General features: G+C 66.6%; 26 protein-coding genes. 10 read left to right on the top strand and 16 right to left on the bottom strand.

The annotated features are described in order from the left end of the window. Window positions 1-328: 328 nt before the first annotated feature. The 6 genes from C0J29_RS19655 to C0J29_RS19680 form a co-directional block, all read right to left on the bottom strand. A complete protein-coding gene (locus C0J29_RS19655) occupies window positions 329-1,192 on the bottom strand; it encodes a hypothetical protein (RefSeq protein WP_120793294.1) in 864 nt (287 codons plus the stop codon). Window positions 1,193-1,280: 88 nt separating this feature from the next. Further along, window positions 1,281-1,892 carry an RES family NAD+ phosphorylase gene (locus tag C0J29_RS19660; protein WP_120793295.1) on the bottom strand — a complete coding sequence of 204 codons (612 nt, stop codon included), beginning with the start codon at window positions 1,890-1,892 and terminating at the stop codon, window positions 1,281-1,283. Beyond that, window positions 1,885-2,397, bottom strand: a complete 513-nt coding sequence (locus tag C0J29_RS19665) for a hypothetical protein (protein WP_120793296.1) — start codon at window positions 2,395-2,397, stop codon at window positions 1,885-1,887. Before C0J29_RS19665 ends, C0J29_RS19660 begins: the two co-directional genes overlap by 8 nt. Window positions 2,398-2,454: 57 nt before the next feature. Then, window positions 2,455-5,319, bottom strand: a complete 2,865-nt coding sequence (locus C0J29_RS19670; protein WP_120793297.1) for a DUF4349 domain-containing protein — start codon at window positions 5,317-5,319, stop codon at window positions 2,455-2,457. Beyond that, window positions 5,316-5,927 carry a MerR family transcriptional regulator gene (locus C0J29_RS19675; protein WP_120793298.1) on the bottom strand — a complete coding sequence of 204 codons (612 nt, stop codon included), beginning with the start codon at window positions 5,925-5,927 and terminating at the stop codon, window positions 5,316-5,318. The genes C0J29_RS19670 and C0J29_RS19675 overlap by 4 nt, the downstream gene beginning before the upstream one ends. Window positions 5,928-5,980: 53 nt before the next feature. Continuing rightward, window positions 5,981-6,859: a helix-turn-helix transcriptional regulator gene (locus C0J29_RS19680; protein WP_162951515.1), complete on the bottom strand. Its 879-nt coding sequence runs from the start codon at window positions 6,857-6,859 to the stop codon at window positions 5,981-5,983. 305 nt (window positions 6,860-7,164) lie between these two features. Here C0J29_RS19680 and C0J29_RS19685 point away from each other — a divergent pair, with 305 nt between their 5' ends. Together C0J29_RS19685 and C0J29_RS19690 are read left to right on the top strand one after the other, a co-directional pair. After that, the gene (locus C0J29_RS19685) at window positions 7,165-7,812 is read left to right on the top strand and encodes a GAF and ANTAR domain-containing protein (RefSeq protein WP_308494745.1); all 648 of its coding nucleotides are present in this window, start codon (window positions 7,165-7,167) and stop codon (window positions 7,810-7,812) included. Between the two features lie 82 nt (window positions 7,813-7,894). Then, the gene (locus tag C0J29_RS19690) at window positions 7,895-8,569 is read left to right on the top strand and encodes a sensor domain-containing protein (RefSeq protein ID WP_308494768.1); all 675 of its coding nucleotides are present in this window, start codon (window positions 7,895-7,897) and stop codon (window positions 8,567-8,569) included. Window positions 8,570-8,582: 13 nt separating this feature from the next. Here C0J29_RS19690 and C0J29_RS19695 read toward each other — a convergent pair whose 3' ends face one another. Further along, on the bottom strand, window positions 8,583-9,446 hold the full coding sequence (locus C0J29_RS19695) for an SDR family NAD(P)-dependent oxidoreductase (RefSeq protein ID WP_120793302.1): 864 nt from the start codon (window positions 9,444-9,446) through the stop codon (window positions 8,583-8,585). 129 nt (window positions 9,447-9,575) lie between these two features. Here C0J29_RS19695 and C0J29_RS19700 point away from each other — a divergent pair, with 129 nt between their 5' ends. Then, window positions 9,576-10,133, top strand: coding sequence for a nuclear transport factor 2 family protein (locus C0J29_RS19700; RefSeq protein WP_120793303.1), 558 nt, complete (start codon window positions 9,576-9,578; stop codon window positions 10,131-10,133). Between the two features lie 31 nt (window positions 10,134-10,164). On the opposite strand, the gene C0J29_RS19705 is transcribed toward C0J29_RS19700, so the two are convergent. The 3 genes from C0J29_RS19705 to C0J29_RS19715 all read right to left on the bottom strand — a co-directional run bounded on the left by C0J29_RS19705 (window position 10,165) and on the right by C0J29_RS19715 (window position 12,501). Continuing rightward, on the bottom strand, window positions 10,165-10,935 hold the full coding sequence (locus tag C0J29_RS19705) for an SDR family NAD(P)-dependent oxidoreductase (protein WP_065164124.1): 771 nt from the start codon (window positions 10,933-10,935) through the stop codon (window positions 10,165-10,167). Window positions 10,936-11,017: 82 nt separating this feature from the next. Then, window positions 11,018-11,746, bottom strand: coding sequence for an SDR family NAD(P)-dependent oxidoreductase (locus C0J29_RS19710; protein WP_174814907.1), 729 nt, complete (start codon window positions 11,744-11,746; stop codon window positions 11,018-11,020). A gap of 101 nt (window positions 11,747-11,847) precedes the next feature. Beyond that, the gene (locus C0J29_RS19715; RefSeq protein WP_162951516.1) at window positions 11,848-12,501 is read right to left on the bottom strand and encodes a TetR/AcrR family transcriptional regulator; all 654 of its coding nucleotides are present in this window, start codon (window positions 12,499-12,501) and stop codon (window positions 11,848-11,850) included. A 137-nt stretch (window positions 12,502-12,638) separates the two neighbouring features. On the opposite strand from C0J29_RS19715, the gene C0J29_RS19720 reads away from it, so the two are divergent. Both C0J29_RS19720 and C0J29_RS19725 read left to right on the top strand, forming a co-directional pair. After that, a complete protein-coding gene (locus tag C0J29_RS19720) occupies window positions 12,639-13,868 on the top strand; it encodes a cytochrome P450 (protein ID WP_120793305.1) in 1,230 nt (409 codons plus the stop codon). 46 nt (window positions 13,869-13,914) lie between these two features. Continuing rightward, on the top strand, window positions 13,915-14,109 hold the full coding sequence (locus tag C0J29_RS19725; protein WP_065046895.1) for a ferredoxin: 195 nt from the start codon (window positions 13,915-13,917) through the stop codon (window positions 14,107-14,109). A gap of 1 nt (window position 14,110) precedes the next feature. Here the strand turns inward: C0J29_RS19725 and C0J29_RS19730 are convergent, their stop codons facing one another. After that, entirely contained in the window at window positions 14,111-14,776 is a 666-nt protein-coding gene (locus tag C0J29_RS19730; protein ID WP_120793306.1) for a response regulator transcription factor, read from the bottom strand. 36 nt (window positions 14,777-14,812) lie between these two features. Between C0J29_RS19730 and C0J29_RS19735 the strand changes: the two genes are divergently transcribed. The 4 genes from C0J29_RS19735 to C0J29_RS19750 all read left to right on the top strand — a co-directional run bounded on the left by C0J29_RS19735 (window position 14,813) and on the right by C0J29_RS19750 (window position 19,067). Next, window positions 14,813-16,099 carry a sensor histidine kinase gene (locus C0J29_RS19735; protein WP_242460486.1) on the top strand — a complete coding sequence of 429 codons (1,287 nt, stop codon included), beginning with the start codon at window positions 14,813-14,815 and terminating at the stop codon, window positions 16,097-16,099. A gap of 102 nt (window positions 16,100-16,201) precedes the next feature. Then, a complete protein-coding gene (locus C0J29_RS19740) occupies window positions 16,202-17,473 on the top strand; it encodes a cytochrome P450 (RefSeq protein WP_120793308.1) in 1,272 nt (423 codons plus the stop codon). Continuing rightward, window positions 17,470-18,576: an NDMA-dependent alcohol dehydrogenase gene (locus C0J29_RS19745; RefSeq protein ID WP_120793309.1), complete on the top strand. Its 1,107-nt coding sequence runs from the start codon at window positions 17,470-17,472 to the stop codon at window positions 18,574-18,576. The genes C0J29_RS19740 and C0J29_RS19745 overlap by 4 nt, the downstream gene beginning before the upstream one ends. A 185-nt stretch (window positions 18,577-18,761) precedes the next feature. Continuing rightward, window positions 18,762-19,067 (top strand): hypothetical protein, encoded by a 306-nt coding sequence (locus C0J29_RS19750; RefSeq protein ID WP_120793310.1) that lies wholly within the window; start codon window positions 18,762-18,764, stop codon window positions 19,065-19,067. Between the two features lie 24 nt (window positions 19,068-19,091). Here the strand turns inward: C0J29_RS19750 and C0J29_RS19755 are convergent, their stop codons facing one another. Together C0J29_RS19755 and C0J29_RS34455 are read right to left on the bottom strand one after the other, a co-directional pair. Beyond that, a complete protein-coding gene (locus C0J29_RS19755; RefSeq protein WP_120793311.1) occupies window positions 19,092-20,384 on the bottom strand; it encodes a DEAD/DEAH box helicase in 1,293 nt (430 codons plus the stop codon). Beyond that, window positions 20,381-20,506, bottom strand: coding sequence for a hypothetical protein (locus C0J29_RS34455; RefSeq protein WP_269323258.1), 126 nt, complete (start codon window positions 20,504-20,506; stop codon window positions 20,381-20,383). The genes C0J29_RS19755 and C0J29_RS34455 overlap by 4 nt, the downstream gene beginning before the upstream one ends. A gap of 234 nt (window positions 20,507-20,740) precedes the next feature. On the opposite strand from C0J29_RS34455, the gene C0J29_RS19760 reads away from it, so the two are divergent. After that, on the top strand, window positions 20,741-21,130 hold the full coding sequence (locus tag C0J29_RS19760) for a DUF732 domain-containing protein (RefSeq protein ID WP_133448131.1): 390 nt from the start codon (window positions 20,741-20,743) through the stop codon (window positions 21,128-21,130). A gap of 65 nt (window positions 21,131-21,195) precedes the next feature. On the opposite strand, the gene C0J29_RS19765 is transcribed toward C0J29_RS19760, so the two are convergent. The 3 genes from C0J29_RS19765 to C0J29_RS19775 are packed head-to-tail and all read right to left on the bottom strand — an operon-like array spanning window position 21,196 to window position 24,762. After that, complete coding sequence (locus C0J29_RS19765; protein WP_120793313.1) at window positions 21,196-21,888, bottom strand: GAP family protein; 693 nt, start codon at window positions 21,886-21,888, stop codon at window positions 21,196-21,198. A gap of 34 nt (window positions 21,889-21,922) precedes the next feature. After that, window positions 21,923-22,243 (bottom strand): STAS domain-containing protein, encoded by a 321-nt coding sequence (locus C0J29_RS19770; RefSeq protein ID WP_065046856.1) that lies wholly within the window; start codon window positions 22,241-22,243, stop codon window positions 21,923-21,925. Next, the gene (locus C0J29_RS19775; RefSeq protein ID WP_242460487.1) at window positions 22,243-24,762 is read right to left on the bottom strand and encodes a SpoIIE family protein phosphatase; all 2,520 of its coding nucleotides are present in this window, start codon (window positions 24,760-24,762) and stop codon (window positions 22,243-22,245) included. The genes C0J29_RS19770 and C0J29_RS19775 overlap by 1 nt, the downstream gene beginning before the upstream one ends. Between the last annotated feature and the right edge of the window lie 252 nt (window positions 24,763-25,014).

The raw sequence follows: 25,014 nt of genomic DNA on the forward strand, positions 1-25,014 counted from the left end.
CCGCCGGGACCTCCGGGTCCGCCAGGGCCGCCGGGCCCACCGGGGCCCCCGGGTCCGTTCGCGGCCGGAGCCACGAACACACACTCGTTCAACTCGACGCTCCACGCCCAGCCAGGGGCGCAGTCGTTTGCCCGACTCACTGCCGGCACCACGAATGCCGGTAGCGCGCTGGACGTCAGAACCAACGCGCCGATTGCGCAACGCCGGAGAAATCTGACCACTGCACGCCTCCCCTATGCCGTCGCCCGGCGACCGGACCGCCGGACGTCGCGGTCAATTGTCCACCCGTTGCCGCCCCGCGCGTAGGCGTTTGCCGGACTAACCAGGACTAACCGAACCGCAACCCACGCTTGCGCGCCCAGAGGACGGCGAAGGCGGTTCCGAGAACCCACACCCCCGACGCCATGGCGAGGTGCACGAAGCTCTTGGTGTCGCGGCCGAACACCGGTCCGATGGCCGCGGGAATCTGCGTCCACATGACCCGGTGTTCGACCCCACCCATCGGGTCGGCCACGTAGTAGACGGCGTAGGGCAGGGTGATCGCGACCAGCCAGCCGGCCGTGCGACGCAGGTTTCGCCGTTGCCGCCACCGCCGCAGCAGCGGCTCGGCGCCGACCGGGTGCATCACCGAAATGACATTGCCGACACCGAGCCAGGACACGATCGGCACCGCGACATTGGGGATCGTCATGGCCATCTGCGGCACCCCCTCTTTCCACATCGTCAGCGCCGCAGCCACCGCCAGGGTGGGCATCCCGACAATCACGATCAGCGCCAGGTTCTTGATCACCAGCACCCGCCACAGCGGCACCCCGTCAGCCAAACCCTGGACGACCCGATAGTGGTCGCCGCCAAGCAGATTGGTGGTGGTCACGTCGGCCAGGACGAACGACGAGAAGTAGGTGCTGACCAGGACCACCCAGTCAAGCTGATTGTGATGGAAGTGGCGGGTGATGTGATTGCTGTGCACGACCGAAAGCGGCTGAAACAACAACCAGACGGCGGCGAGCACCAGGTTGGCCATGACACCCGACAACCAGGTGCGCGGCGGGTGGAAGGCCCAGCGAATCTCGGCGCCCACCGCGGACAGTAACGGCTTCTCGAAGTCGCCGGCGGCGCGCCGGGCCGCGGTCGGACGGGGGGCCGACGCACGGGCCAGGGCGCGCAGCGCAGTGCGTACCTGCTGGCCCATGGGCGCCTCGGGCGTCTCTGTCTCGGACATGTCTCCCTACCAAAACGGCTGTGCGTGCACGGTACCCGGCTGCGGCGGTGGTGCCGGGTCAGATCTCCCAATTGACCGTGAAGTCATGCCGCAGCACCAGGTCCACCAGGACATCGGTGCGGCTGCCGAGCTCCCATGACTCCGCGGCGAACGCGTCGAGGGCGAAGAAGGCGTAGTTGACCGAGGTTTCGGGAGTGGTGCGCGACCGGTACACGATGGCGTCGATATCCGGCCACCAGCGCCTGGCGGCGTCGGCAAGGTGGTGACACTGCCGCCACACCCGCGTGCGTTGGCCGGTGCTGATCTGGTCGTCCACTTCGAGTGCATCGAGGTTGCGCTGGGTCCGCAGGTCGAAGATCCGCAGCGGCCGGGTCGAGACAAGCCGGATCAGGTACTGCGACGCGTGGTCGGCGGGGATGGTGCGGCCGGTGTCCCGGTAGCGCTCGCGAAAGGCGCCCTCGGAAGCCGTTGCGGCATAACGGGTGCGGAATGCGCCCGACACCGGGTCGAACCGGAACCTTGGCTGCGGGAAGCCGTTCCAGGTCCAGTCGGCGGGTGCGGCCGCTTCGACCCGCCATAGCTCGACGCCGGCAGGCACCGTGCGGCTTGCCAGCCCGGGCGGGCGCCGCAACGGCAGCGAACGACGGTATCCGCCGGGAAGACTAGGCACCGACGGCGTTGAGCAGCTGCCAGGCGGTGTTCGTGGTCTTCTTGCGGCGCAGCGCCTCCGAGATGGACGCGCCCGCCAGCTCGTCACGCTTGATCCGCATGATGCGATCGGCGACGACCGGGTCGGAGGTGAACCGGGCCAGCAGGACCAGGATCTGCGTAAGGTCGGGACGCAACCGGCCGCCGTCGAACTGCCATGCCGGGAACCAGGTGTTGTTGCCGACCGTCACCCCGAGCACCTTGCCGCGCCGGCGCAGTTCGTGGACGGCCTGGGGTGTTTCGTAACCCAGCCGCGACTGGACTTCCCGCGTCGGCAGGGCGCCGGCCCGGAAATCGCTCAGCACGCCGTCGCGGCGCTCGCTGTTGAGCTTGCGGGCGGCGATGCGTTCCAGTTCCTCGATGGGCACCGTCGGCACGTCCAGCAGCGTGTCGAGGAGCTTGGCGAAATCCGGATCACGCCGGACGCGTTCCTCGACCTGGCTGACGAGCGCCTTGACGGGAGACATGCCGACATTCTATCCCGAGCCGCGGCAATTGAAACAATTGAAACAGACTCGGCCCGGTCAGCCTTCCGTGGCCGGAGTTGCCGCCTGCCGCGGCGACAGCCGCCGCATCACCAGCACCAGGCCCAATACCGGCAGAGCCAACAGCACCAGCCACGGCAACAGGAACCCGACGGTCAGCCCGCCGCCATGCGCGGCCGCCAGCACCGAGTGCCACCCGCGTGCCAACTCGCCGAAGAATCCCGGCTGGGTCACCGTCGACTGCGAAGAGATGTTCACAGTGATTGTGGCGTAGTCGATTTCGTCATGCAGTGTGCTGCGCTGGGCTTTGAGCGAATCCAGTTCGGCCTGTCGTTGAGTCAGCGACGATTCGGCTGCGAGCAGATCGGCGACGTCGCCGGCTTTGCTCATCAACTCCATGAGGCGCTTGACCGACGTCTGCAGCGCGTCGATGCGGGCGTCGAGATCGACGCGTTGGGTGGTGACGTCGGTGTGGCTGATCGACATCGACTCGACCGTCCCCAGCTTCTTGGTGTCGGCCAGCACCCCGTCCAGCTTGTCCGCGGGTACGCGGACCACCAGATCGACCACCGGCGACGACTGCCCCGACCGCTCCGATCGCGAATCCACCCGTCCGCCGGCATCATTCACGGAAGTGATGAGCCGGTCCGCCACGGTGCCCGGATCGCCGACGACCAGGTGCAGAGATCCGTTGGTGACGATGTCGCGCTTGAAGTTGTTGTCGGCCGGAGGCGCCAGCGGTGCCGGACTGAGGGTGGTCTGGTCGGCAATGCCACCGCCCATCGTCGTCGGGATCTGACCACTGGGCCGGGAACGGCTCTGTTCCGGCGACTCCGTCATTTTGCCGCCCACCACGCCGTCGCGGGTCGCCACCGACGGGCCGCCCCGCCCCAGCGACCACACCCAGCCCCCGCCGAGCACCAGGACGCTCACCACCGCCACCACAATCACATTGCGCAGCTTGACCGTTCGCGTCTGCGCCGTCTTGAGTTCGGACGGGGCGGCGGGGCGCACCACCGAAGCCGGATCCCAGCCGGCCGGCGCTTCCACCGGCTGCATCACCCGATGCGGCAATCCACCGGTGGCGACAACCGGCCCGTCGAGTGAGGCGTAGGCGGTGAACCGGCACAGCACGCCGAAACGCAATGACGTGTCGACGATCCGCTTCGCCAACTGGGGCGCGGAACTGGTTCCTGCGGCCGCCGTATAACGGTCTTCGAGTTCGCGCAGGTGCGCGCGCGCCCATGCGGCGGTCACGGCCGGTGCTTCGCGGCGCCGGCCCGCGACGACGACCGACCAGTGACCACCGCCACCATCGCTCCCGCGCAGGACGATCGAGCCCTCGGCGGTGCCCCGGTATCGCCCGCTCACCACCAGCGGCACCCCCGGCAAAGCGTCCGGCAGCCGGGCCGGCGTCATCGTGTCGTCGACGGTGGCCAGCCCTTCGGTACGCAGTGCCAGCGAATACGCGCGTGGTGGGGCGACGCGACGGTGGATCGCTTCCATCGCCTCGTCTAGACGATCCTCGCTTTCGACCAGCTCGCAACGGCCCCCGCCGACAGCGGCCAGGCGGGTCAGGAAACCGGCGTTGACCGCCTGGTCCATTCCAACCGCGAGCACCCTGACCCCGCGCAGGTCCGCGGCCAGTCCGCGCAACAACTGGTCCTCGTTGCCCACCTGACCGTCGGTGACCAGGACGACGACGGCGTCCCGGCCGTCGCTGTCCCGCAGCAACGCCAACCCCTCCCGCAGCGGCGCGAAAAGCTCACTGGCGCCGTCAGACTCGACTCCTGCGAGGTGTTCGACCGCGCGAAACCGGTTGCGGTCGGTAGCCTCGGCCAACCCGTCGGGCAGGCCCGAGGGGCGCTGTATCCGGTCGTTGAAAGTCAGCACCGCGAATCGGTCGGCACCAGTGAGCGTGTCGATGATGCGGGCCGCGGCCCGGCGCGCCGCCGTCATCTTCCAGCCACTCATGCTCGCCGAGTGATCCAACAACAGCACCAGATCGCGCGGGCGGGACGGCGGGAAGATGCTGGTGGACTCCGGCGGCAGCACCGTCAGCTGATAAGTTCCCTCGTCACCGTCGGCGTCGGGGACCAACAGGAGCGTGTCGGTGAAATCGTCGACCGCGTACCGCAGGCGCAGGACCAGATCGCGGTCCGCGCGCTGACCCGGCAGCACCCGGATGCGCCCGCCGCCGCTGGGTTCGGTGGGCAGGCTGGACCGAACGTCGGACAGTGTCAGCCCGGCAGGGTCGATGCCGATGTCGACGGTCAGCGCAATCGGGTGCGGGAAGCCGGGCAGCAGCACCGGCGGAGTGATACGCGAGGCGTCGGGGACGGCGTCGGTGTCGTCGGCATAACCGTCTCCGACGGGGAAGTCGTCCAGTGGCTCACCCGGAATGTGCCGCGGCGCAACGACAAGCGGAAGGCGGAAGGTCGCCTCACCGTCGGCATAGGCCAGCGGGTTCACGAGTGTGATTGCCACGCTGACCTTTTCACCCGGTGAGATGTTGCCGACCCGCATGGTGAAGACGTCGGGCCGCTCCTCTTCGGCGATCGATGCCGGTCGACCCGACGTGACCGCGCGGTCGTAAGCCGCCCGGGCGGCTTCGCGTTCGGCCAGTGCAGCCGCCACCACGCGGCCATTGGCGGTCATCCGCATCCCGGTCACCGCCGCTCGGTCCGGCAACGGGAACACATAGCTGGCTTCCAGCGGTACATCGAAGGTGTTGACGAAGTCCTGGGTCACCTCGACCTGGCTGGTGAGTCCGGTGATGTCGGCCCGGATGTCGATGCGTTCGAGCGGGAGGCCGCCGCGCTCGGTGCGCAGCGCGCCCAACCCGGCGTCGTCGACAGCGCGCTGCGGCTCAGCGTCGGTCATCGACGTGATGCGGACGGTCATAACGGGCTCCGATCATCGAGGGACAGCAGGCCGCGGTCGGCCAGTAGTTCAAGCAACGGCGCGGCGGCCGAACGAATCGCCTGGATGTCGCCGTCACCGGGCCGTGCCGGCAGCAGCAGCATCGCCCCACCCGGCAGGCTCACCGCGGCGAGTGCGGTGACAGTGTCAGCGCCGTCGGTCGGCGGCTCCGCCGCGGGCGACTCGGCCCAGAAGCGGCTCCGCCGGCCCGTGCCTGCTTTCGCCGTCACCGTCGGCGAGTCGTGTCCCGGCTCGGCCGTGAGCAGCCCATCGGGCACATCGGCGATCCGCCGCAGCGTCTCGTCGGTGGCGCCGGCCAGCTTCGCCTGGATCTCGGCTAGCGAATACCCCTGAGCCTGAAGGCGTTTGACGGCCACAACTTGTAACAGGTGCCTGGTGCGGTAGATCGCGTTACGCCCCTGCATGACCGGCCGGTCGACCAGTCCAGTCGTCGTGTACCAGCGCACGGCCCGGCGGTCGGGCAGGTCGCGGACCCGGCCGTTGGGCGATCCCGGATACGCTTCGCCGGCCAGCGCAGCGGACACCCGCCCCACCAGCTCGTCCAGCGTCCAGGCCGCCTGTATCGGCATGCAGCCAATACTGACACTGTTACGGTTACACTGTCAACGTGCAGTGCTCGCGCTCAGTCGAGCAACGTCACGTGCGGGCTCCGGCCGTAGTGCTGCCGGTAGTACGCAGCGAAGCGGCCCATGTGGCCGAACCCCCATTTGCGGGCGACGTCACCCACCGACGTGGTGTCGCGAGTGCCGGCGACCAACTCGAGGTGAGCGTGGTGCAGACGCACCTGCCGCAGGTACTCGGTGGGCGTGCAGTTGCGGTGCTTGCGGAACATGTATTGCAACGCTCTGGGCGTCACGAAGATCGCGTTCGCGATGTCGGCCAGCGAGATGTCGTTATGTGCGTTGTCGTCGATGAAAGTTATTGCGCGGCGCAGTAATTGGGGGGTGCTGTCGCGCCGGTCCGCGACATTGGCGTCGAGTACCGCGGTACTGGGAAACGCAGCCAGCAGACTCGCCGCGAGATAGCGCTGAATGCTGCTGCTGATCAACGGGTCTCGGACCACCCGCAGATCGTCGAACACACTCTGGCAGACGTAGTCCACGGCGCGCACCAGATGCCGTTTGGCTTCCGGCGAGACCGGCACCATTCCGGTCAGCCGAACCGGCGCGTCCTTCGGGCCGGTCGCGACCTCGCTGAGCACCTGCCGGTCGATAGAGAGCACGTCACAGTGCGTGCGTGCGGCCCAGCCGGTGAACGCGTCGTTTTCCAGCCCGTCATAGGCGGCGACGTCGTCGGGACCAAAGATCAACTGCCCGTGCTTCATCCACTCGTAGACGAAGGTGCCGGAGTGCATCCGGGCGACATAGATCCGATCGGGCGGATTCGAGCGGAACCCAAGCTCGCAACCCAGCCGGACCTCGTCGACATCGAGCGACCCCAGAGAAGTCCGGCGGATGCAGGTGCGTCCCACCTCACTGCTGGGATGGCGAAACAGCTGCACCCGCTCATATGCGGCACAAATGCCACTCACAGCTTCGGTTGGGTCAGTGGTATCAAGAAGAACGGTCGACATCGGACGTTCCATTCAGTCGGCAAAAACCACACGGCATCGTGGTTGAGCCGATCTTGTGTTTCAGTGTCCACTACGCGAAGGCAAAAGTCACGCTCACATTCGCATAGCGGCCCCACCAGCGCGGTATCCGTCGATATCTTCGGTTTAGAGACATCTACCCAGGGGGATGGAAGCTGACTGAGCACGCCGACGGCACGGACGTTCATCACCGCATTGCCGATCTTGCCCGCAGTTTGCACAGCAGCCCGTCAGATGCTGCGGACGTCGTTGCTCAACGCATGGTCGAATACGCTGTCTACGCGGTACCGGGCGCGCAATACGCGGGCATCACCCTGGCCAGACCATCCGGTGACATCGAGACGCCGGCGACCACTCATCGCTATCCCGCCCTGCTCGATGACATCCAGCAGCGGCACAGGCAGGGGCCCTGTTTCGTCGCCGCCTGGCACCAGCACACCGTGCGGATCGACGACCTCAAGAACGACAAACGCTGGCCGAACTACCGGCGGGACGCACTGGCCGCGACGTCCATCGAGTCGATTCTGTCGTTCCGGCTCTTTGCCTCCGAGCAGACGATGGGCGCTCTCAATCTCTACTCGGACAAGCCTTACGCCTTCGACGAGGCGGCCGAAGAGATCGGCTACGTCCTCGCGACTCATGCCGCGCTGGCCTGGGACACGGTGCGTCGCGAAGACCATTTCCTCAGCGCGCTGGCCAGCCGTGACATCATCGGCCAGGCCAAGGGCATCCTGATGGCCCGGTTCGACATCGATGCCGTTCAGGCGTTCGAACTGCTCAAACGCCTCTCGCAGGAACGCAACATCAAGCTCGCCGATGTGGCCCACCAGCTCACCAACCTGCGTAGCTTCAGCGACTTGTGACGTCGGTTTCGCACTTCGTCGCGCACTCGGCGGACGCTTCGTGGATGCTGGGATCGTGGGTGACGCGGGCTCCAATGCTGCGGTGAGGTGGCTGCTGGTTGCCTGCTGCGTCGCACTTTCCGGTTGCACCAGCGTGGTCGACGGCAGCGCGAGGGCCGCGGGGAGAGGCCCGGCGTCCGGCGGACCCATTCAACCGTCACTGCTCGAAGATCTGCTGACGCCGTCAGGTTCGTTCTCGGTGGTGCCAAGCAACCCACTCACCGAGGACGACATGCAGTCGGCGCTGTTCATCGGCGCCGATCCGGCCCAGTGCCAAGGTGTCGTCGGCTTCGGGCGGTATCCCCTGTTCCCCACCAACTACACCGGCCGGGAAGCCCGAACTCAGCAGGACTATCGGACCGACCAGCACCAACTGTTGGAGGTGTCCGCCACCTATCCCGCCGCCCTCGACGCCCCCGCATTTCTCGACTCGGTTCGAAAGACCGTGTCCGGATGCCAGCGTCCGGTCTCCGCCTGGGGCGACGACGCGCGCAGGATGACGGTGAACCCGGCGCCGCTGACGCAGAGCCCGCCCGAGGCGGCGCAGTGGACGACCAATCTGGCTGGGCAGCAATGGATCTGTGATTTCGCGGTGCTGGCCAAGGCCAATGTGATTTCCGAGATCGTGACCTGTTCACCGGACCGCTCGGTGGATGTCGGAGCGTTGGTGGCCAAGCGGCTCAAGAAGATCAACGAATTGCTGAACTCACGTTCGTGACTCGATGCTGGTGCTAACGCATGATGTGGGAGCACTGGCGAGGCGGGTGGACGTCGAACAGGTCCCGGTAGGACGGTGGTTGGCGGCCGCCGTCATCGGTGATCGCGTAACGCACGGCCAACTCCGCTCCGATCAGCGTCTGTCCGCTGAGCTCCTCGATGCCCGGATCGCGGTAGAGCGCCCAGATCACGTGACCGGTCAACTCCGGGGTTTCGGCACTGTCCAGGATGTGGCCGAACTTCTCGGGGTTACCCGCGATGATTTTGCGGACCCGGTCGGTGAGCAGCGAGCCCATCCAGATGGAAATCGCCGCGATGCCGGTGCCGCGGAAGTCGACTGCCATGTCGGCGGCCATCTTGTCCGTCCCTGCCTTCGGTACTCCGTAGGCCGGGCCGAACGCGTAGTGGACCGATCCGGACGACGAGGTGAACACGACCAGGCCGTTGCGCTGCGGCAGCATCAGTGGCATCGCATAGACGGTGGCGACGTAGCTGCTGCGTAAACCGACATCAAGGGTGTCGATCACGCTGAGCGGCTCCTCCCAGAACTTGGTGCGCCCCATCATCTCGTCACGGATGATCGCGGCATTGTTGACCAGAATGTCGACCCGTTCGTGCCGTCGGCCGATCTGCTCGAACAACGCTCGGACCTGCTCATCGTCGGCATGATCGACGCGAACCGGGATTCCCTCTCCCCCAGCACGAGTCACCGTCTCGGCCGTGTGCTCAATGGTGCCCGCGTTCGCGGGCTCGGCGCCGGCTTGCGTGCGACCAGTGACATACACCGTGCAACCGTGGCTGCCGAGCGCATGGGCGATGCCGGCTCCGGCGCCGCGACTGGCGCCGGTGACGACGGCGACTGGTCCGGTGTCCGGCATGCAGCACCTCATCCTCGTCAGGTGGGCGGGTAACTGCCTACACTATACGTTCGTACAGCGAGCGAACGCTGCCTATGTGCTATACAGTTGTACAAATCACTAGCACGGCACGCAGGCAAAGGGACAGTCATGACCAAAGCTGACGATCTCGCGCAACTTCACCAGCGACTCCGGCACATCGAGGACCGGATGGCGATTCTCGACTGCGTGATGAATCAGGCGCGGGGCCATGATCGGCACGATGCCGACCTGATGGCAAGCGTCTACTTCGAAGACGGTGTGGACGAACACGGTCCGGTGGTCAACCCGGGCCCAGCTTACGGAGAGTGGGCAAATAACGTCCACAGCAAGGTGTTTGAGGACCATTTGCACAACATCACCACCCATACGTGTGAGATCAACGGCGACGAAGCGCACGCCGAGAGCTACGTCATCGGGGCGATGCGCGCCAAGGGCGGAAAGGTCGTGTCACTGATGGGCGGTCGTTACCTTGACCGCCTGGAGCGCCGGGACGGCGTCTGGAAGATCGCCCTTCGACGGTGCACCGTTGAATGGATGACGACTTGCGACTCGTCGGTGATGACTTCCGGGGCGATCGACGGCTTCGTCAAAGGAAAGTGGGACCGTACCGACCCGTCCTACTTTCGCCCCCTGCTCACGGACGGCGAATCGGTCGATCGCTGGTGAACCAAAACACGCGGCAAATCGGGCGCTGAAGTCAGATTCCGGCGGGCCCCGGACCGCCGTGCATGTACAGGGTCTGGCCGGAACAATAGCTTGCTGCGTCAGATGCGAAAAACAATACACCGTAACCGATTTCGTCAGGTTCGGCGATGCGCCCCGACGCGTTGGTCTGTCCGATCAACTCGACATCGAAGCCCTGGCGCAGGGCGTCAGACTCCAGACCTGGTGTGCGTACCGCGCCGCAGGCAATGCAATTGACTCGTACTCCTTTGCGCGTCCAGGCCGCCGCCATCGATCCGGTCAGGTTGTTCAGTCCCGCCTTGGCGGCGGCGTAAACGGGCGCCTGCGGCATCGCGAGCAAGCCGGCCCCCGAAGAGATGTTGACGATTGCGCCTTTGCCTTGCTCGATCATCGGTTTGGCCGCGGCCCGCGACAGATACCAGGCGCTGCTCAGATTCAGGTCGAGAACCTGATGCCATTCCTCGTCTGTCCATTTCATCAATGGCTTTGTCTGCCCACCGCCGGCATGGTTCACCAGAATGTCCAGGCGGCCGAATTCCGCCAGCGCAGAATCGATCAGGCTCTGGCATTCGTCGGCGCGGGTTACGTCGGCGGGTACCACGACTGCCCGCCGCCCGAGGGCTTCGATATCACTCGCGGTCACGCTGAGCGGGTCTGGCCGGCGGCCGGCAAGTACGACGTCGGCTCCGTACTCGGCCAGTACGAGGGCCGATGCCCGGCCGATACCGGTTCCGCCTCCCGTGATGACAGCAACCCGGCCCTCCACGGAAAACCTGTCCGTCACAACACCGCACCCTTCGTCGGACCGCCGCGCGTCGCGTGCGGTACGCCTTGCAATAGCGAACGTGCCCGGTCCACCCAGCCCGCTAGATCACTCCGCCGCCGTTGACGCCGATAACCTGCCCCGTGATGTAGCCGGCGGCGTCCGAACACAGAAACCCGCAGAGAGCCGCGACATCATCCGCGACGCCAAGTCGGCCCGCCGGAATGGCCTGGACCAGGAATTCTTCTGCCGGAAGCATTTTGGCGCGCTGCTGTTCGCGCAACATAGGGGTATCGATGACGAAGGGCGGCACCGAATTCACCGTGATACCCCTGGCGGCGTAGTCCAGTGCGACGGACTTGGATAAGGCGATCACGCCGCCCTTGGACGCCGAATAGTGTCCCTGCCGTGCTGCTCCCTGTTGGCCGGCCGCCGACGAGATGGTGACGATGCGTCCCCAGCCGTTGCCGGCCATGTCCGCCAGCGCGGCCTGCATGCACAGAAAGGTTCCGGTGAGGTTCACCGCCAGATAGCGATTCCATTCGGCCAGCGTGATCCGATCGAATCGGGTGAAGCCGGCCACCGCGGCGCTGGTGACCAGGATGTCCACCGCACCTAAAGCACTGCGCACCACGTTGAAAGCCGCTGCCACAGAATCGGAATCGCTCACGTCGGTCTCGACGGCGATTGCCCGGGGGCCGTTGGCGCACAATTCAGCGGCCACCTTCTCGGCGCTGTCCCGGTTGATGTCCAGCAGGGCAACATGGTGCCCGTCGCAGCTCAACTGCCTCGCGATGGACTCACCGAGGCCCGATCCGGCGCCGGTGACCATTGCCACCCGACTCACGGCGCACTCCCCGTCATACCGCGGGCCCGCCACTCGTTGAATGCCATACATCTGTATAGCACAATCGGCCGCCCCCGACAGGACCCCTAATCGGCGGACTGGCGACGGGGTCGCGGAGTCTTCCTGGCAGGCTTGCGCGGGCGGCTGATGGTAAGCGGTTCCACCGAGTCCAGATAGCGCTCTGCCGCCTGCACCACGTCGGCGTGGGCTCTCTTGACGCCCACGCCGCGTTCGAGGTTCAAAAACTTGGGCAATCCGGTGATCAGCAGGACCACCGCATCCAGCGAGAGGTCGCCTTTCAGGTGCGCGTCGGCCCCGAGCGCGTCCGCCAGTACATCGACCTGTAGTTTTCGCATCCGCTCAGTCACCTTCGCGATCTCCGAACGAATGGATTTGCGGTGGTTGCCCAACGCCATGAACTCAGTGATCAGCGCGCCGGTCGCCTCATTCCAGCTGTACTCCCACATGGCATGCAGGGGATCGTGCTTGCGCGTCGCCAGAGCGGAGCGCAGCAGCTCGAGATTGCGGTCGGAATAGCGGCGGATGGCAGCCAGGAAGATGTCGTCAAGCGCGGGAAAGTAGTACTGGACCAGACTCGAGGTCACGCCCGCCCTGGTCGCCAGAGCACGGTAGCTGACGCTGGCGTACCCCTCCTCCAGCATCATCGTCTCCACGTAATCCAGCAGTGAGTCGCGCGTCTTGGACGTCTCCGCACCCACACGGCGTGGCGCTGCTGCCATTGTCACCTCGCTCTTTCGGCTTCCCGAGCATAATCCCATCTCGCCCGATTTGTACGGATGTATAGCGAGACGCAGCGACTCCCCTGTACGTTCGTATAGCGGGCTGGAAGAGGTGCCGCGCGATCCTGGGAGGGCGGATGAGCGACTTGTACTACGACCCTTGGGACGTAGAGATCGACGTCGACCCCTACCCCACATACCGCCGGCTGCGCGATGAAACGCCGGTTTACTACAACGCTCGTCACGACTTCTGGGCTCTGAGCCGCTACACCGATGTCGACGCCGCGTTGCGGGATTCCCGCCGGCTCAGCTCCGCCAGGGGCGATATCCTCGAGGTGGTCAAGGCCGATCCGGTGATGCCGCCCGGCGTGTTCATCAATGAGGACCCACCGCTGCACGCCATTCACCGGGCACTGGTGTCGAGTGCGTTCACGCCCAAGCGAATTCGAGAGGTCGAGGACAAGGTGCGAGCGTTCTGCGTCGCCTGTCTGGAGCCGGTCGCCGGCACCGGCCGGCTGGATTTCGTCACCGACCTCGGCGCCGAACTGCCCATGCGCACCATCGGCATGCTGGTCGGTATCCCCGACGCCGAACAACCATCCGTGCGGGCGCAAGCTCATCGCGTCCTGCGCAACGAGCCAGGAAAACCGTTGCCGGTCAACAAAGACCACTATTTCGACGGTGACATGTTCGCCGATTACGTCGCCTGGCGCGCGAAGAACCCTTCCGACGATCTGATCACCGAACTGCTCGCCGTCGAGTTCGAGGACCAGACCGGCAAGACCCGGCGGCTGAGAACCGACGAACTGCTGATTTTTCTTGCCGTAGTGGCCGGTGCCGGTGTGGAGACCACGGGTCGGTTGTTCGGCTGGATGGGAAAGGTGCTTGCCGAGAATCCGGATCAACGCCGTCATCTCGTCGACAATCCCGCGCTGATTCCCAGTGCGATCGAGGAGTTGTTGCGTTTTGAGCCGCCCGGGCCGCACGTCGCCCGCTGGGTGGCAGAGGACGTCGAGTATCACGGCCACACAATCCCCGCGGGCAGTGCACTGCTGCTGATGCTCGCCTCGGCCAATCGGGACGAGCGCCACTTCGATGAACCGGATCGCTTCAACATTCATCGTCGACCCGGCAGTCATCTCACGTTCGGGCGTGGCGCACATTTCTGCCTCGGAGCACCGCTGGCCCGGCTGGAGGGACGCGTCGCATTGGAAGAGGTCCTCAAGCGCTTCCCCACCTGGGAGATCGACACCGACAACGCACGTCGCTCCCGCACATCGACGGTGCGCGGCTGGGACTCGATGCCGTCAAGCGTGCCCTGGCCCGCACAGGCCACTTCTGGCTCGCTCGGACCGCCCGCTTCATGAGCCCGGCGCAGATACTGGGTGACAACAGCGGGATGCGGAGGTGTTCATGCACGTCACTGTCGACTACGAGGTGTGCGAGGGTCACGGGCAGTGCCTGCTGGCCGCACCGGAGGTGTTCGACCTGCCGGACGGCGCCGATCAGGTAGTGGTGCTCAACCCGGATCCGCCGGAAGCCCAGCGCCCGTTGGTGATTCAGGCGGCCGCCATGTGTCCCGCGCAGGCGATCCGAATCCTGAACTGAGTCAGTCGGTTTCGGCAGCCTCGTCCAGGATCCCGAAACGTCCGGCGAGCGCGGCAGCGGCAATGCGATTGTTGACACCGAGTTTGTGCAACAGGGCGGCGACCATCCGTTTGGCGGTGCGCTCGGACACCAGCATGCGGTGGGCGATATCGCCGGTCTCCATTCCGGTGGCCAGCAACGTCCAGAGCCGAAGATCCTGGGCGCTCAGAGTTTCCAGCAGCGCCGGCGGCGGCTTGCGGGTGTTGCTCAGCAGGGCGTCGAGCAGCACCCCGTCGATCACCCGCAACCCTTCGGCGATCGTCCACAACGGCCCGGCCAGCGCCTCCGGGCGTGCGGTCTTGGGCAGAAAGCCGTCGGCGCCGGCGCGCAACGCCTCCTCGGCCAGGCCGAGATCGTCGGTCCCGGACAGCGCCAGAATTCGGGTTTCCGGGTGGCGCGCCCTGATGTGCCGGATCGCGGCCACCCCGCCCAGCGGCGGCATGGACAGGTCGATGATCGCCACGTCCGCTTTGCAGCGGGCCACCAGATCCGCGGCCTCCTCGACATACGTCGTCTGGCCGCCGACGGTGAACAGCTCGCCCCATTCGCGGGTGAGCAACAGGGCCAGGCCCTGCGCGAACAGCTCGTGGTCGTCGACGATGACCACCACATACGGCGAGCGGGTCATTGCCGTGATGCTAGACGAAACCCTATGGTCAGCCGGGTGAGACCGCTCGATCAGCTCAGAACGGACTTCGGCGGCCAGGACTACGGACTGGCCCGCACCGTCGTGGCGGTACGGGTGGCCGTGGTGATCTCGATCGGCGCGCTGTTGGCGATCGGACCGTACTGGGTACGGGAACACGCCGCGGCCACGGTGGCGGTGCTCGGCGGAGCGATGGCCTATGCGGCCGCGCTGATGGCCTATCCGCAACTGGAGGTTCGCCGCACCCGGTACGCGTGGCTGATCACCGCTTTCGACTCCGCGTTCACCCTCGCGCTCATCGCCTTGAGTGGCGGCGTGTACAGCCCGGTGGTGTCGGTGCTGGCGCTGGCGGTCATCGCCTCCGCGGCCCGGTTGTCGCTGATCGAAACATTACTCGTCGCAGTGCTTTTGGGTGCCGCCTATGTTCCGGTGGCGTTGACTGCGTCACCGCGGCAGCCCGTCACCGCGGCACCGGCGCTGTTGGCGGGCTGGTCGGCGCTGTACCTGCTGTTCGTCGCGATCATCACCGCCGGCCTGTCTGCGCTCGCCGAGCGCGAGCACCGTTCCCGGTTGACGGCGCTGGTCGAAGCCGAAGCCGAGCATGCCGCCGCTGAGGAGGAACGCGACCTGCGGGCGCGCCTGCTGCGCTCCTACCAGTCTCAGCAGGACGGACTGCAGGTGCTGGTGCACGAATTCCGGACGCCTGTCACCTCTTTGGAAGCGCTGACCGAAGCGCTCACCTCCCCGCAGCCGATGTCCGACGGTGACCGGGAGGCCAGTCTGCACCTGGTCGCGCGGCACGTGCGTCACATCGGCGACATGCTCGACGCCCTGTCCGACGTCGCGTTGAGTCGTCGCCCGACGTTCTCGACGGGCCGGGTACGGCGCGTCGAAATCGCCGACCTGATCCTCGCCGCCGCCGACGCCGTCGGCCTGGCGCCGCCGCGCTTGCGTCTGACGGTCGACGCCGGCGCCGTTTCGGTGGACGCGCAGGCCTTGCGGCGGGTACTGACCAATCTGCTGGAGAACGCCGCCCGGCACGGCCGGGACGAGCCCGTCGATGTCACGTGCTCGCGTGACGGCGAGGAGCTGGTGGTCGCCGTCGCCGACCGCGGTCCGGGTATCCCGGCCGACGACCTGGGCGAACTGACCACGAAGTACGTCAGCCGGGGCGGCCAGCGCGGCACCGCGGGCCTCGGCCTGTGGATCGTGCAGCAGATCGTCGAGGCGATGGGCGGCCGCGTGGACTTCGCCGCCCGCGACGGCGGCGGGCTGGTCGCCACCTTCCGCGCCCCGGTGGGCTGACCCATTGGCCCATGAAGGCCAGTGATTGGCACGCGCGCCGGTGCCGCCGCCGCCCCGCGCTGATCACCATTGGGTCCATCGGGCGAGAAAGGGACCCCACGGATGACCGCACCCACCACCAATCCCACCTACCAGGACATCGACCTGAGCGCCCGTGCGTTCTGGGCCAAACCGCCCGAGGAGCGCGACGCTGCCTTCGCCGTGTTGCGCGCGGAGAACCCGGTGTCGTGGAGCCGGCCGGCCGAATCGGACCTGCTGCCCCCCGAACTCAACAACCGGGGTTTCTGGTCGCTGACCAAGCAGGACGACATCCGGATGGCCAGCCGCCACCCCGAGATCTTCTCGTCGGCCCAGGGCATCACGATGGAGGACTTCGCCCCCGAAGCGGTCGAGATCGCGCAGTCGTTCATCGCGATGGACGCACCGCGGCACACCCAGTTGCGCGGGATCACCACCGAGGCGTTCAAGCCCAAGAACGTGCGCCGATTGGAAAGCTGGATCCGCGGCCACGCCCACGATCTGGTCAGCGAGATGGCTCACCTGGGCGAGGGTGATTTCGTCCAACTGGTGTCGGTGAAGCTGCCCGGCCGGATCTTCGGCAGCTTCTTCGGCTTACCCGAAGGCGATCTGCGCGACAAAGCCGTCACCGCCGCCCAGCGGCTGGTGGGCTGGACCGACCCGAACATCCGCGGCGAACAGAGCGAGCTGGAGCTGTTCATGGGTGCCGTGCTCGACCTGCACGCGGTGGCATCGGAATTGATCCCGCAGCGGCGCGCGAATCCGGGAGACGATCTGATGACCTGGATGGTGCAGGCCGAGTTCGACGGCAAGAAGATGACCGACGACGAATTGCGCGCCTTCTTCGTCCTGATGGGCGTGGCGTCCAACGACACCACCCGGCATGCCTCGGCGCACGCGATCGCCGCCCTGTCGAAATTCCCCGACCAACGCGCACTGCTGGCCGAGGACGTCGAGGGACGGGTCGGCACTGCGGTGGAGGAGGTGCTGCGCTGGGGATCACCGTTGCTCCACATGCGCCGCACCGCCACCCGCGACATCACCGTGCGCGACGCGGAGATCAAGGCCGGCGACAAGGTGGTGCTGTGGTACTACTCCGGCAACCGTGACGAAGACGTCTTCGACGACCCGCACACCTTCAATATCCTGCGAAACCCCAACCCGCACATAGCGTTCGGTGGCGGCGGTCCACACTTCTGTCTCGGCGCCGCACTGGCGCGCACCATGCTCAAGGCCCTGCTGACCGAGGTATACACCCGCATCCCCGATATCTCGGCGCCGGAGCCGCAATACGCGCTGGCCAACTTCATCAACGGCATCAACAGCCTGCCCGCGACCTGGACGCCGGAACGATGAAGACCAAAGCCGCGGTGCTGTGGGGACTGCACCAGAAGTGGGAGGTCGAAGAGGTCGACCTCGACGGCCCCAGGGAGAACGAGGTCATGGTCAGGCTGACCGCCAGCGGCCTGTGCCATTCCGACGATCATCTGATCACCGGCGACATGCCCATGCAGTTGCCGGTGGTCGGCGGGCACGAAGGCGCCGGGGTGGTGGTCGAGGTCGGCCCGGGCGTTACCGAAGTCGCCGAGGGTGATTCGGTGGTGCTGAGTTTCATCCCGGCCTGCGGCCGCTGCGAACCGTGCGCGCGCGGCATGAGCAATCTGTGCGTGCTCGGCGCGGCGATCATCGCCGGCCCGCAACTCGACGGCACCTTCCGGTTTCACGCCAAAGGTCAGGGGCTGGGCCAGATGTGCGTGCTGGGAACGTTTTCCGAATACACGGTGGTCCCGATGGCCTCGGTCATCAAGGTCGATCAGGGCACCGCACTGGACACCGCGGCACTCGTCGGCTGCGGCGTCACCACCGGATACGGCAGCATGGTGCGCACCGGCGAGGCCGGTGACGGCGACACCGTGGTGGTCATGGGCGTCGGCGGCATCGGCATGAACGCCGTTCAGGGAGCACGCATCGCCGGCGCCCGCGTCATCGTCGCGCTCGATCCGGTCGAGTACAAGCGCGACCGCTCGCTCGAATTCGGCGCCACCCACACGGCGGCGACCGTCGACGAAGCGCTGTCCCTGGTCACCGATTTGACCCGCGGTCAGCTGGCCGACGTCTGCGTGGTCAGCACCGACTCGGCCGAGGGCGCCTATGTGGCACAGGCTTTGAGCCTGGTCGGCAAGCGCGGCCGAGTGGTGATGACCGCCATCCCCCACCCCACCGACACGAGTGTGGCCATGTCGCTTTTCGATCTGACTCTCTACGAAAAGCAGGTCCGCGGTTCCCTTTTCGGCTCGTCGAACCCACGCCGCGACATTCCCCGGATGCTCGACCTCTACCGGGCCGGGCGGCTCAAGCTCGACGAACTGGTCACCCGCGAGTACACGCTCGAGGAGATCAACGAGGGCTACGCCGACATGCACGCCGGGGTGAATCTACGGGGGCTGATCCGCTTCTGATCAACCGCGGTCCGTTCGCACGCTCCTTGACCACAATTAGTGCCATGTGCAATAGTTGCAGATGGGTCGCTTATGACAGGCGCTTTGGCGCCTGAGCAGCTACGATCCCGAAAGTTGGCGCCGCGGCGGCGACGCTGACTCGTCTGGAACCCCAGATTGGCCCGTCAACTATCAAGGAGTGGTAGATGTTCGAGGAAAAATCAGCACCCGCGCAGTCGCGGCCCCGGCGCGCGCGCCGGCCGATCCGGTTGATCTGGGTTGCCGCGGTGATCGGTGGAGTAGCGGTCAGTTTCGGCGCGACCGAGGCCCAGACGCTCAGCAACGCACCGGCCTCCATCACAGCGACGCCGGAGGACCCCTGCCTGCTGAACAACTCCTGCGGCCTGGAGAACCAGATCGCCGAGGATGAGCAGCAGGGCAGGGACTTTCAGGCCTATTGCGACGAACTCAAGCTGAAGAACATCACGATCCCGGAGTGCGAGCCCGCCTGATCGCAGCCTGACTGATCGGCCGTCCTAGCGAGCGGTACGTTGCAGCTCGCTCGGCCGGCGACGACGCCGTTGTCCGGCCGCACCCGACCCACGCCGCCTGGCGGGCTTAGCCGGTTGCGGCGCAGTCGCTTTGGGAGCCGGCGCGCGGTACGGCGCAATCTCGCCCACCAACGCCTGCACTTCGGCGGAATCCGCGGTGACGTGCCGCGGCTCGACCCGGATACCGGCCTTGCGCAACAACGCCCGGGTGTCGTTGCGCTGCTCGGGCAACACCACAGTCACAACGTCGCCCGCATTTCCGGCCCGCGCGGTGCGCCCGGAACGATGCAGATACGCCTTGTGCTCTGCGGGCGGATCGATGTGCACCACCAACTCGACCTCGTCGACGTGCACGCCGCGGGCGGCGATGTCGGTGGCCACCAGGACTCTGGCCTCACCGGTGGTGAAGGCGGCCAGATTGCGGTCACGTGCCGGCTGAGAAAGGTTGCCGTGCAAGTCAACTGATGGAATACCGGCATCGGTGAGCTGCTTGGCGAGCCGACGGGCGTGATGTTTGGTGCGCATGAACAGGATTCGGCGCCCACTGCCCGAGGCCAGCCGGTGCACGAGTTCCTTCTTGGCTTCGGCGCCGGCGACATGGAACACATGGTGGGTCATCGCCGACACCGGCGCGTTCAACTCGTCCACCGAGTGCAGCACCTGATCGCGCAGGAACCGGTTGACGAGTTTGTCGACACCATTGTCGAGGGTGGCCGAGAACAGCAGGCGCTGGCCACCGGCCGGCGTGGCGGCAAGGATGCGGGTGACGCCGGGCAGGAACCCGAGATCGGCCATGTGGTCGGCTTCGTCGATGACGGTGATCTCGATCGCGTCCAGGCTGACCAGGCGTTGTTTCATGAGGTCTTCCAGCCGCCCCGGGCAGGCCACCACGATGTCGACGCCGGCCTGCAGCGCGGCTACCTGTCGGTTCTGCGATACGCCGCCAAAGATGGTGGTGACGCGCAGATTGCGGGCGGCGGCCAAGGGTTCGAGTGTCGCGGTGATCTGGGTGGCCAGTTCACGGGTGGGCGCCAACACCAGACCCGACGGCCGTGACGGGCGCCGTTTGGCCGGCGAGAGCCGGCTGACCAACGGAATCGAGAAGGCGAGCGTCTTTCCGCTGCCGGTTTTGCCGCGGCCGAGGACATCTCGGCCGGCGAGCGTGTCAGGCAGGGTCTGAACTTGGATCGGGAAGGGAGCGGTGATACCGGCGTCGGCGAGCACGCCGACCAAGGGTGCGCTCACGCCGAGGTCGGCAAAGGTCGTGTTATCAGTCACTTTTCGGTGCCTTTCAGGCATCGGGTGCGCCGGATCGTCGCGAGGAGTTCGCGCAGAGCTGGCACAAGCTGGCGAGATTGCCGGTGGGCAAAATCGATCGCCGCGAGACCGTAGTGCTTCATGCACGGATCATCTGGACGGACGCGCGGAGCCGCGAATTTCGGGCTGGCGCCGGTGGGATGAGGAACGTTCCACGACGTGTTGGCAGTAGCAATAAAAGGCCAACGTTGTAGTCAGTCTATCTCAACGACGCGTCCGGCCCTAATGCAGCGCGAAGTCGCCCCGCTCACAGCCTTGCGGTGCTACCTTCGCCTGGCAATCGGTGCAGATCGGCTGGAGGTGCGGTGTCAGGCAAAGTGAGCAGTGTCATAGCGGGTCTGGCATCGTTAGCGCTCGCGGTCATGCCGGTGGCATCCGCGGAGCCAGGGCCGGGAAGCGGCGAGACCTTCTTCGTCGACTACATGACGCGTGTGTTCGCTCCCCCGACGTCGGAAGCCGCGGCACGGGCGATAATTCCGCTGGCCCAACAGGTCTGCGATGCCCGGGCGCAAGGTCAGACCGACCTGCAGGCCGCCAACATCGTGGTGGAGGGCAACGGCGTCGAAACCATAGGTCTCGGCACCGGTTCGGTAACCGGAGACGAGGGAACGGCGTTGAACATCGTCAACGCGGCGACACTGGCTTACTGCCCGCAGTACAACGCAACCATCAATGAGCCGGTGGTGCCGAACATTCCCGTGGAGTGATCCGGCTGTCGCCGATGAGAAGTTCCCAGCCCGTTGCGATACGGCATGCCGGGCAGCGGATTGGGTCAGGAGCCGGCGATACCCGCGCCGATCAGGACCAGCCCGACGACCAGGAGCAGCGCAGCGACTTCCACGCGGCGCCGCGAGCCGACCCAGGTGTTCAGCGCGGTCAACGACCGGCGCGTCGTTCCCGGAGCCAGCAGGTACGCGAGCAGCGAAACCTCAACCAACGCAAAGGCAACGATGTTGTAGAGCAGCAGCGCGCCGACCTGATCGGCGGCCGCGGCACCCGACGCCAGGATGACGGCCAGCGCGGCCAGGTAGTCCACTGAGGGAAGCGCGATCCCGAGACCGGCCAGTCCTGCGACCCACAGTTGCCGTCCGGTCAGCAGCTGCCGAAGCCACATCTGCAGCTTCCGCACCCAGGTTTCGCGCTCGACGACATCGCCGGCGGGTGGGCGCCCGCGCCGAAAGTGGTCCGCCGCCAGACGAATTGCCAGCACCGCAGCGACCGCGACGGCCAGCCCCCCGATCAGAACCTGAACGGTGGGCAGGGTGAGGTGAGCAGAGTCAACCAGCCGGCGCCGGAAAACGAAGATGACCACCAGCCCTACCGAGATGCCCATCGCGAAGCCGCCACACAAGAACGCCAGCAGCTGCAGCATCGGCCTGGGCCTGTTCAGCATCAGCACCGTCATGCCGATCCGGAACGGCTCGAGGCTCACCGCCAGAGCCATCACCAAGATGGGAATCCACATAGCGTCTCTTGAAACCGCCTAGCAGCGAGCCGCTTCAGTGTCCTGCCGGCGCGGGTTCGGTAGAGACCAGTTCGGTCAGGCCGCACATCGAGAGAATGGACATCAGCAGCGGATGCGCGATGAGACGGATGTAGTCGGCGTGGGTGAACAGGGCGTTGATTGCGGCGCTATCCAGATATTCGACGCCGCTGAGGTCGACCGTGAGCTTACGGTCGCCCCCGGCCGCCTCGTTCGCGGCGGCGCTCAGCGCACGGTCGAATGCGTCGACATTGCTCAAATCGATCTCGCCCGCAGCCGTCAGCACGAGTTCGCCGTCGTTGCCACGGGCGGTGTCCAGGGTGAGCGACGTGGGCATCAGGAGATCCTCGCGGATAGATGAACCGTGGTTCCGGCGGGGTCGGAGGCGATCGTGACGTCGTGCATGAGCGCGCGCATGAGCGTGATGCCCCGGCCACGTCGTGGATAGGAGTCCGGATCCGGCGTCTTCCAGGAGCCGGTATCGGTGATCGTCAGTCGCACCTGGTCGTCCAGAGCCGTCGCGCCGAGGGTCACGGAGCCCCCGGGGCTGTGGCGGTGGCCGTGCTCGATGGCGTTGGCGACGGCTTCTCCGGCGGCCAGCAGCACCTTCGCCGCCTGCTCCTGGTCCAGGCGGGCGCGGGACAGCCAATTGCGCAGGGCGGACCGAGACGCCGCCAGGTTCTCCGGGTCGGCGGGGAACGTCATCTCCAGCGGCGCCGGGTGGCGGTAGAGCATCAGGACGACGTCGTCCTGATAGCCCTCGTTCGGGGCCAGGCCGGTCATGATCTGGTTTGCCAGTCCGTCGAGTTCGCTGGCCCGGCCGTCCTGGATGAGGCCGGCGGCGCGCGAGATCCCCTGCTCGATCGGCACGCGGCGCCGTTCGACGAGACCGTCGGTGTAGAGAGCCAAGGTGGCGCGCGCCGGCATAGTTGCGTGGGCATCGGATCGTGGCCAACCGGGCCGCATGCCCAGGGCGATGGTGCGGCCGTCGTCGAGTTTGCGGATGGTTCCATCGGCGTCGACGACGATCGGCGGGGGGTGGCCGGCGCTGGAATACACCAATTCACCGGTGTCGGGGTTGAGCACCACGCAGACGGCGGTGGTGCACGGTGCTCCCGGCAGCCGCGCGGCGAACCGGTCCATCCCGGCCAGGACTGCGCTGGGGCTGGAGTTGTCGAACAGCAGCGCGCGGCAGGCGCTGCGCACCTGGCCCATCACCGTCGCGGCGGCCAGGCCATGGCCGACGCAGTCGCCGACGATCAGCGCGATGCGGCCGTCGTCCAGGTCGACGATGTCGTACCAGTCCCCGCCCACCTGCAGGGGCGGGCTGGCGGCCTGATAGCGGACCGCGAAACCGTGCGGCAACTCCGCGGGTCCCAGAATCGCGTGTTGCAGCGCCAGGGCGGTTTCGCGCTGCTGGTCGACCTGGTGGACCCGCTGCAGGCCCTGCCCGAGGCGGCCCGCCAGCACGGTCAGCAGGGTCTGGTCCTCGAGGGTGAACGGTCGCTGTTCGGACAGATCGATCCACACGACGAGCACCCCCTCGGGGTGCCGCAGCGCGATGCCGGCCGTCCCAGGCTTGGTGGTGTCTGGGGTGAGCAGGTCGCCGTCGCGCAACGAGGTGAGCAACTCGCGCTCGTCGGGCAGCAGGTCCGCCCATTGCACCGACTCCCCGACCGAGACCACCAGCGGAGCGCCGTAGGCGACCGACTTGGTGGCGTCACTGCGAGCCGGGAAGGTGACAGCCAGAACGCGGCGCGCCCGCCACAACCGACGCAGCTCCTCGGCTGCCGCGTGCACCGCGTCATCAACCGAATCTGCTTGTGCCAGTTCCTGATTGAGCGCGTGCTGACGACCGGCAGCCAGCGCCAGAGCGAGAGCGGCGTGCCGGGCGAAGTCACTGACGAGTTCGAGGTAATCACTGCCGAAGGCCGGCTGCTGGGGGCCGCGCGCGACGGCGATGACACCGAGCACCGCCTCATCGGCGACTAGCGGTATGACGATGGCCGAGCGCTCACCGACATCGGTGAAGCCCTCGATCGGATATTGGAAGGAGTCGGTGATCAGCGGGAGGCCCCGGCGCGCCACGCCGCCTGTGGTGGAGGCGTCCATCGGGACCTGCTGACCGACGACCTGTGAGGTGTAGCGGCCCGCGGTCGCGGCCACGACCAGGGTGTTCACTTCGAAAGCGGGCAGACCGGGCTCGCCGGGCACCAACAGAATCGCCTGCTCGGCATCGGCCAGCTCCAGCGCGCGATTCACGATGAGCTGCAGGGGCCCGGTCTGCGGGTCGCCGGACAGCAGCGCCGTGGTGATCTCGCGGCTGGCGTTGGTCCACCTCGCCGTTTCCCGCTCGCGCTCGAACAGCCGCGCGTTGTCGATCGCGGCGGCCGCGGCTGTGGCCAACGCCCGCACGGCGCCCTCCTGGGAATCGGAGAACACCCGCCCGGGCCGGTCGTCGGCGAGATACAGGTTGCCGAAATCGGCCGCCCGAACGGTGATCGGTATCGCCAGCAGCGCCCGGATCGGCGGGTCGTCCGGCCGAAGGGCGGTGGACTGGGGATCCACACTCAGATCATCGACCCGGATACCCTCGCCGACCTGCAGGTCACCGAGCCGCTGGGAAGTGGTGTCGCCGATCCCTTCGTGGATGAAGGAGGACAGGGAACCGTCGTTCGCCCGCAGCCCCAGCGACCCGTACCTCGCCCCGGTCAGCTCCATCGCCCCGTTGACGATCCGGTGCAATGTCATGTCCAGGTCCAGATCGGACCCGATTTCGACGATGACCCGCACCAATTGCTGCAGCTGGTCGCGTGCCGCCTTCAGCTCGTCGAGCTGTTCGTGAAGTTCGCTCACCAGCTGACGCCCGCGCTGCCTGGTGACTGCCGGTCGTTGTTCATAGTGTTCGTGCCTAGTCGGTCGGGGTTCGTCGTCGATTCAGTGATTGTGCGCCGTGCCCGAATCTTGCCCGCATCAATCAAGCGCCCGTTCAATCACAGCACCCGCTCCCCTACCCGCCAACACCGGTCCGCAAACTCGGGCCCCGGCCGGGCCTGGGGGCCGGTGCGCCGCGAAACTTGCGACCGGTAGCTGGCCAGCCCCTCCTAC

It is taken from the genome of Mycobacterium paragordonae (assembly GCF_003614435.1).
Taxonomy (GTDB): domain Bacteria; phylum Actinomycetota; class Actinomycetes; order Mycobacteriales; family Mycobacteriaceae; genus Mycobacterium; species Mycobacterium paragordonae.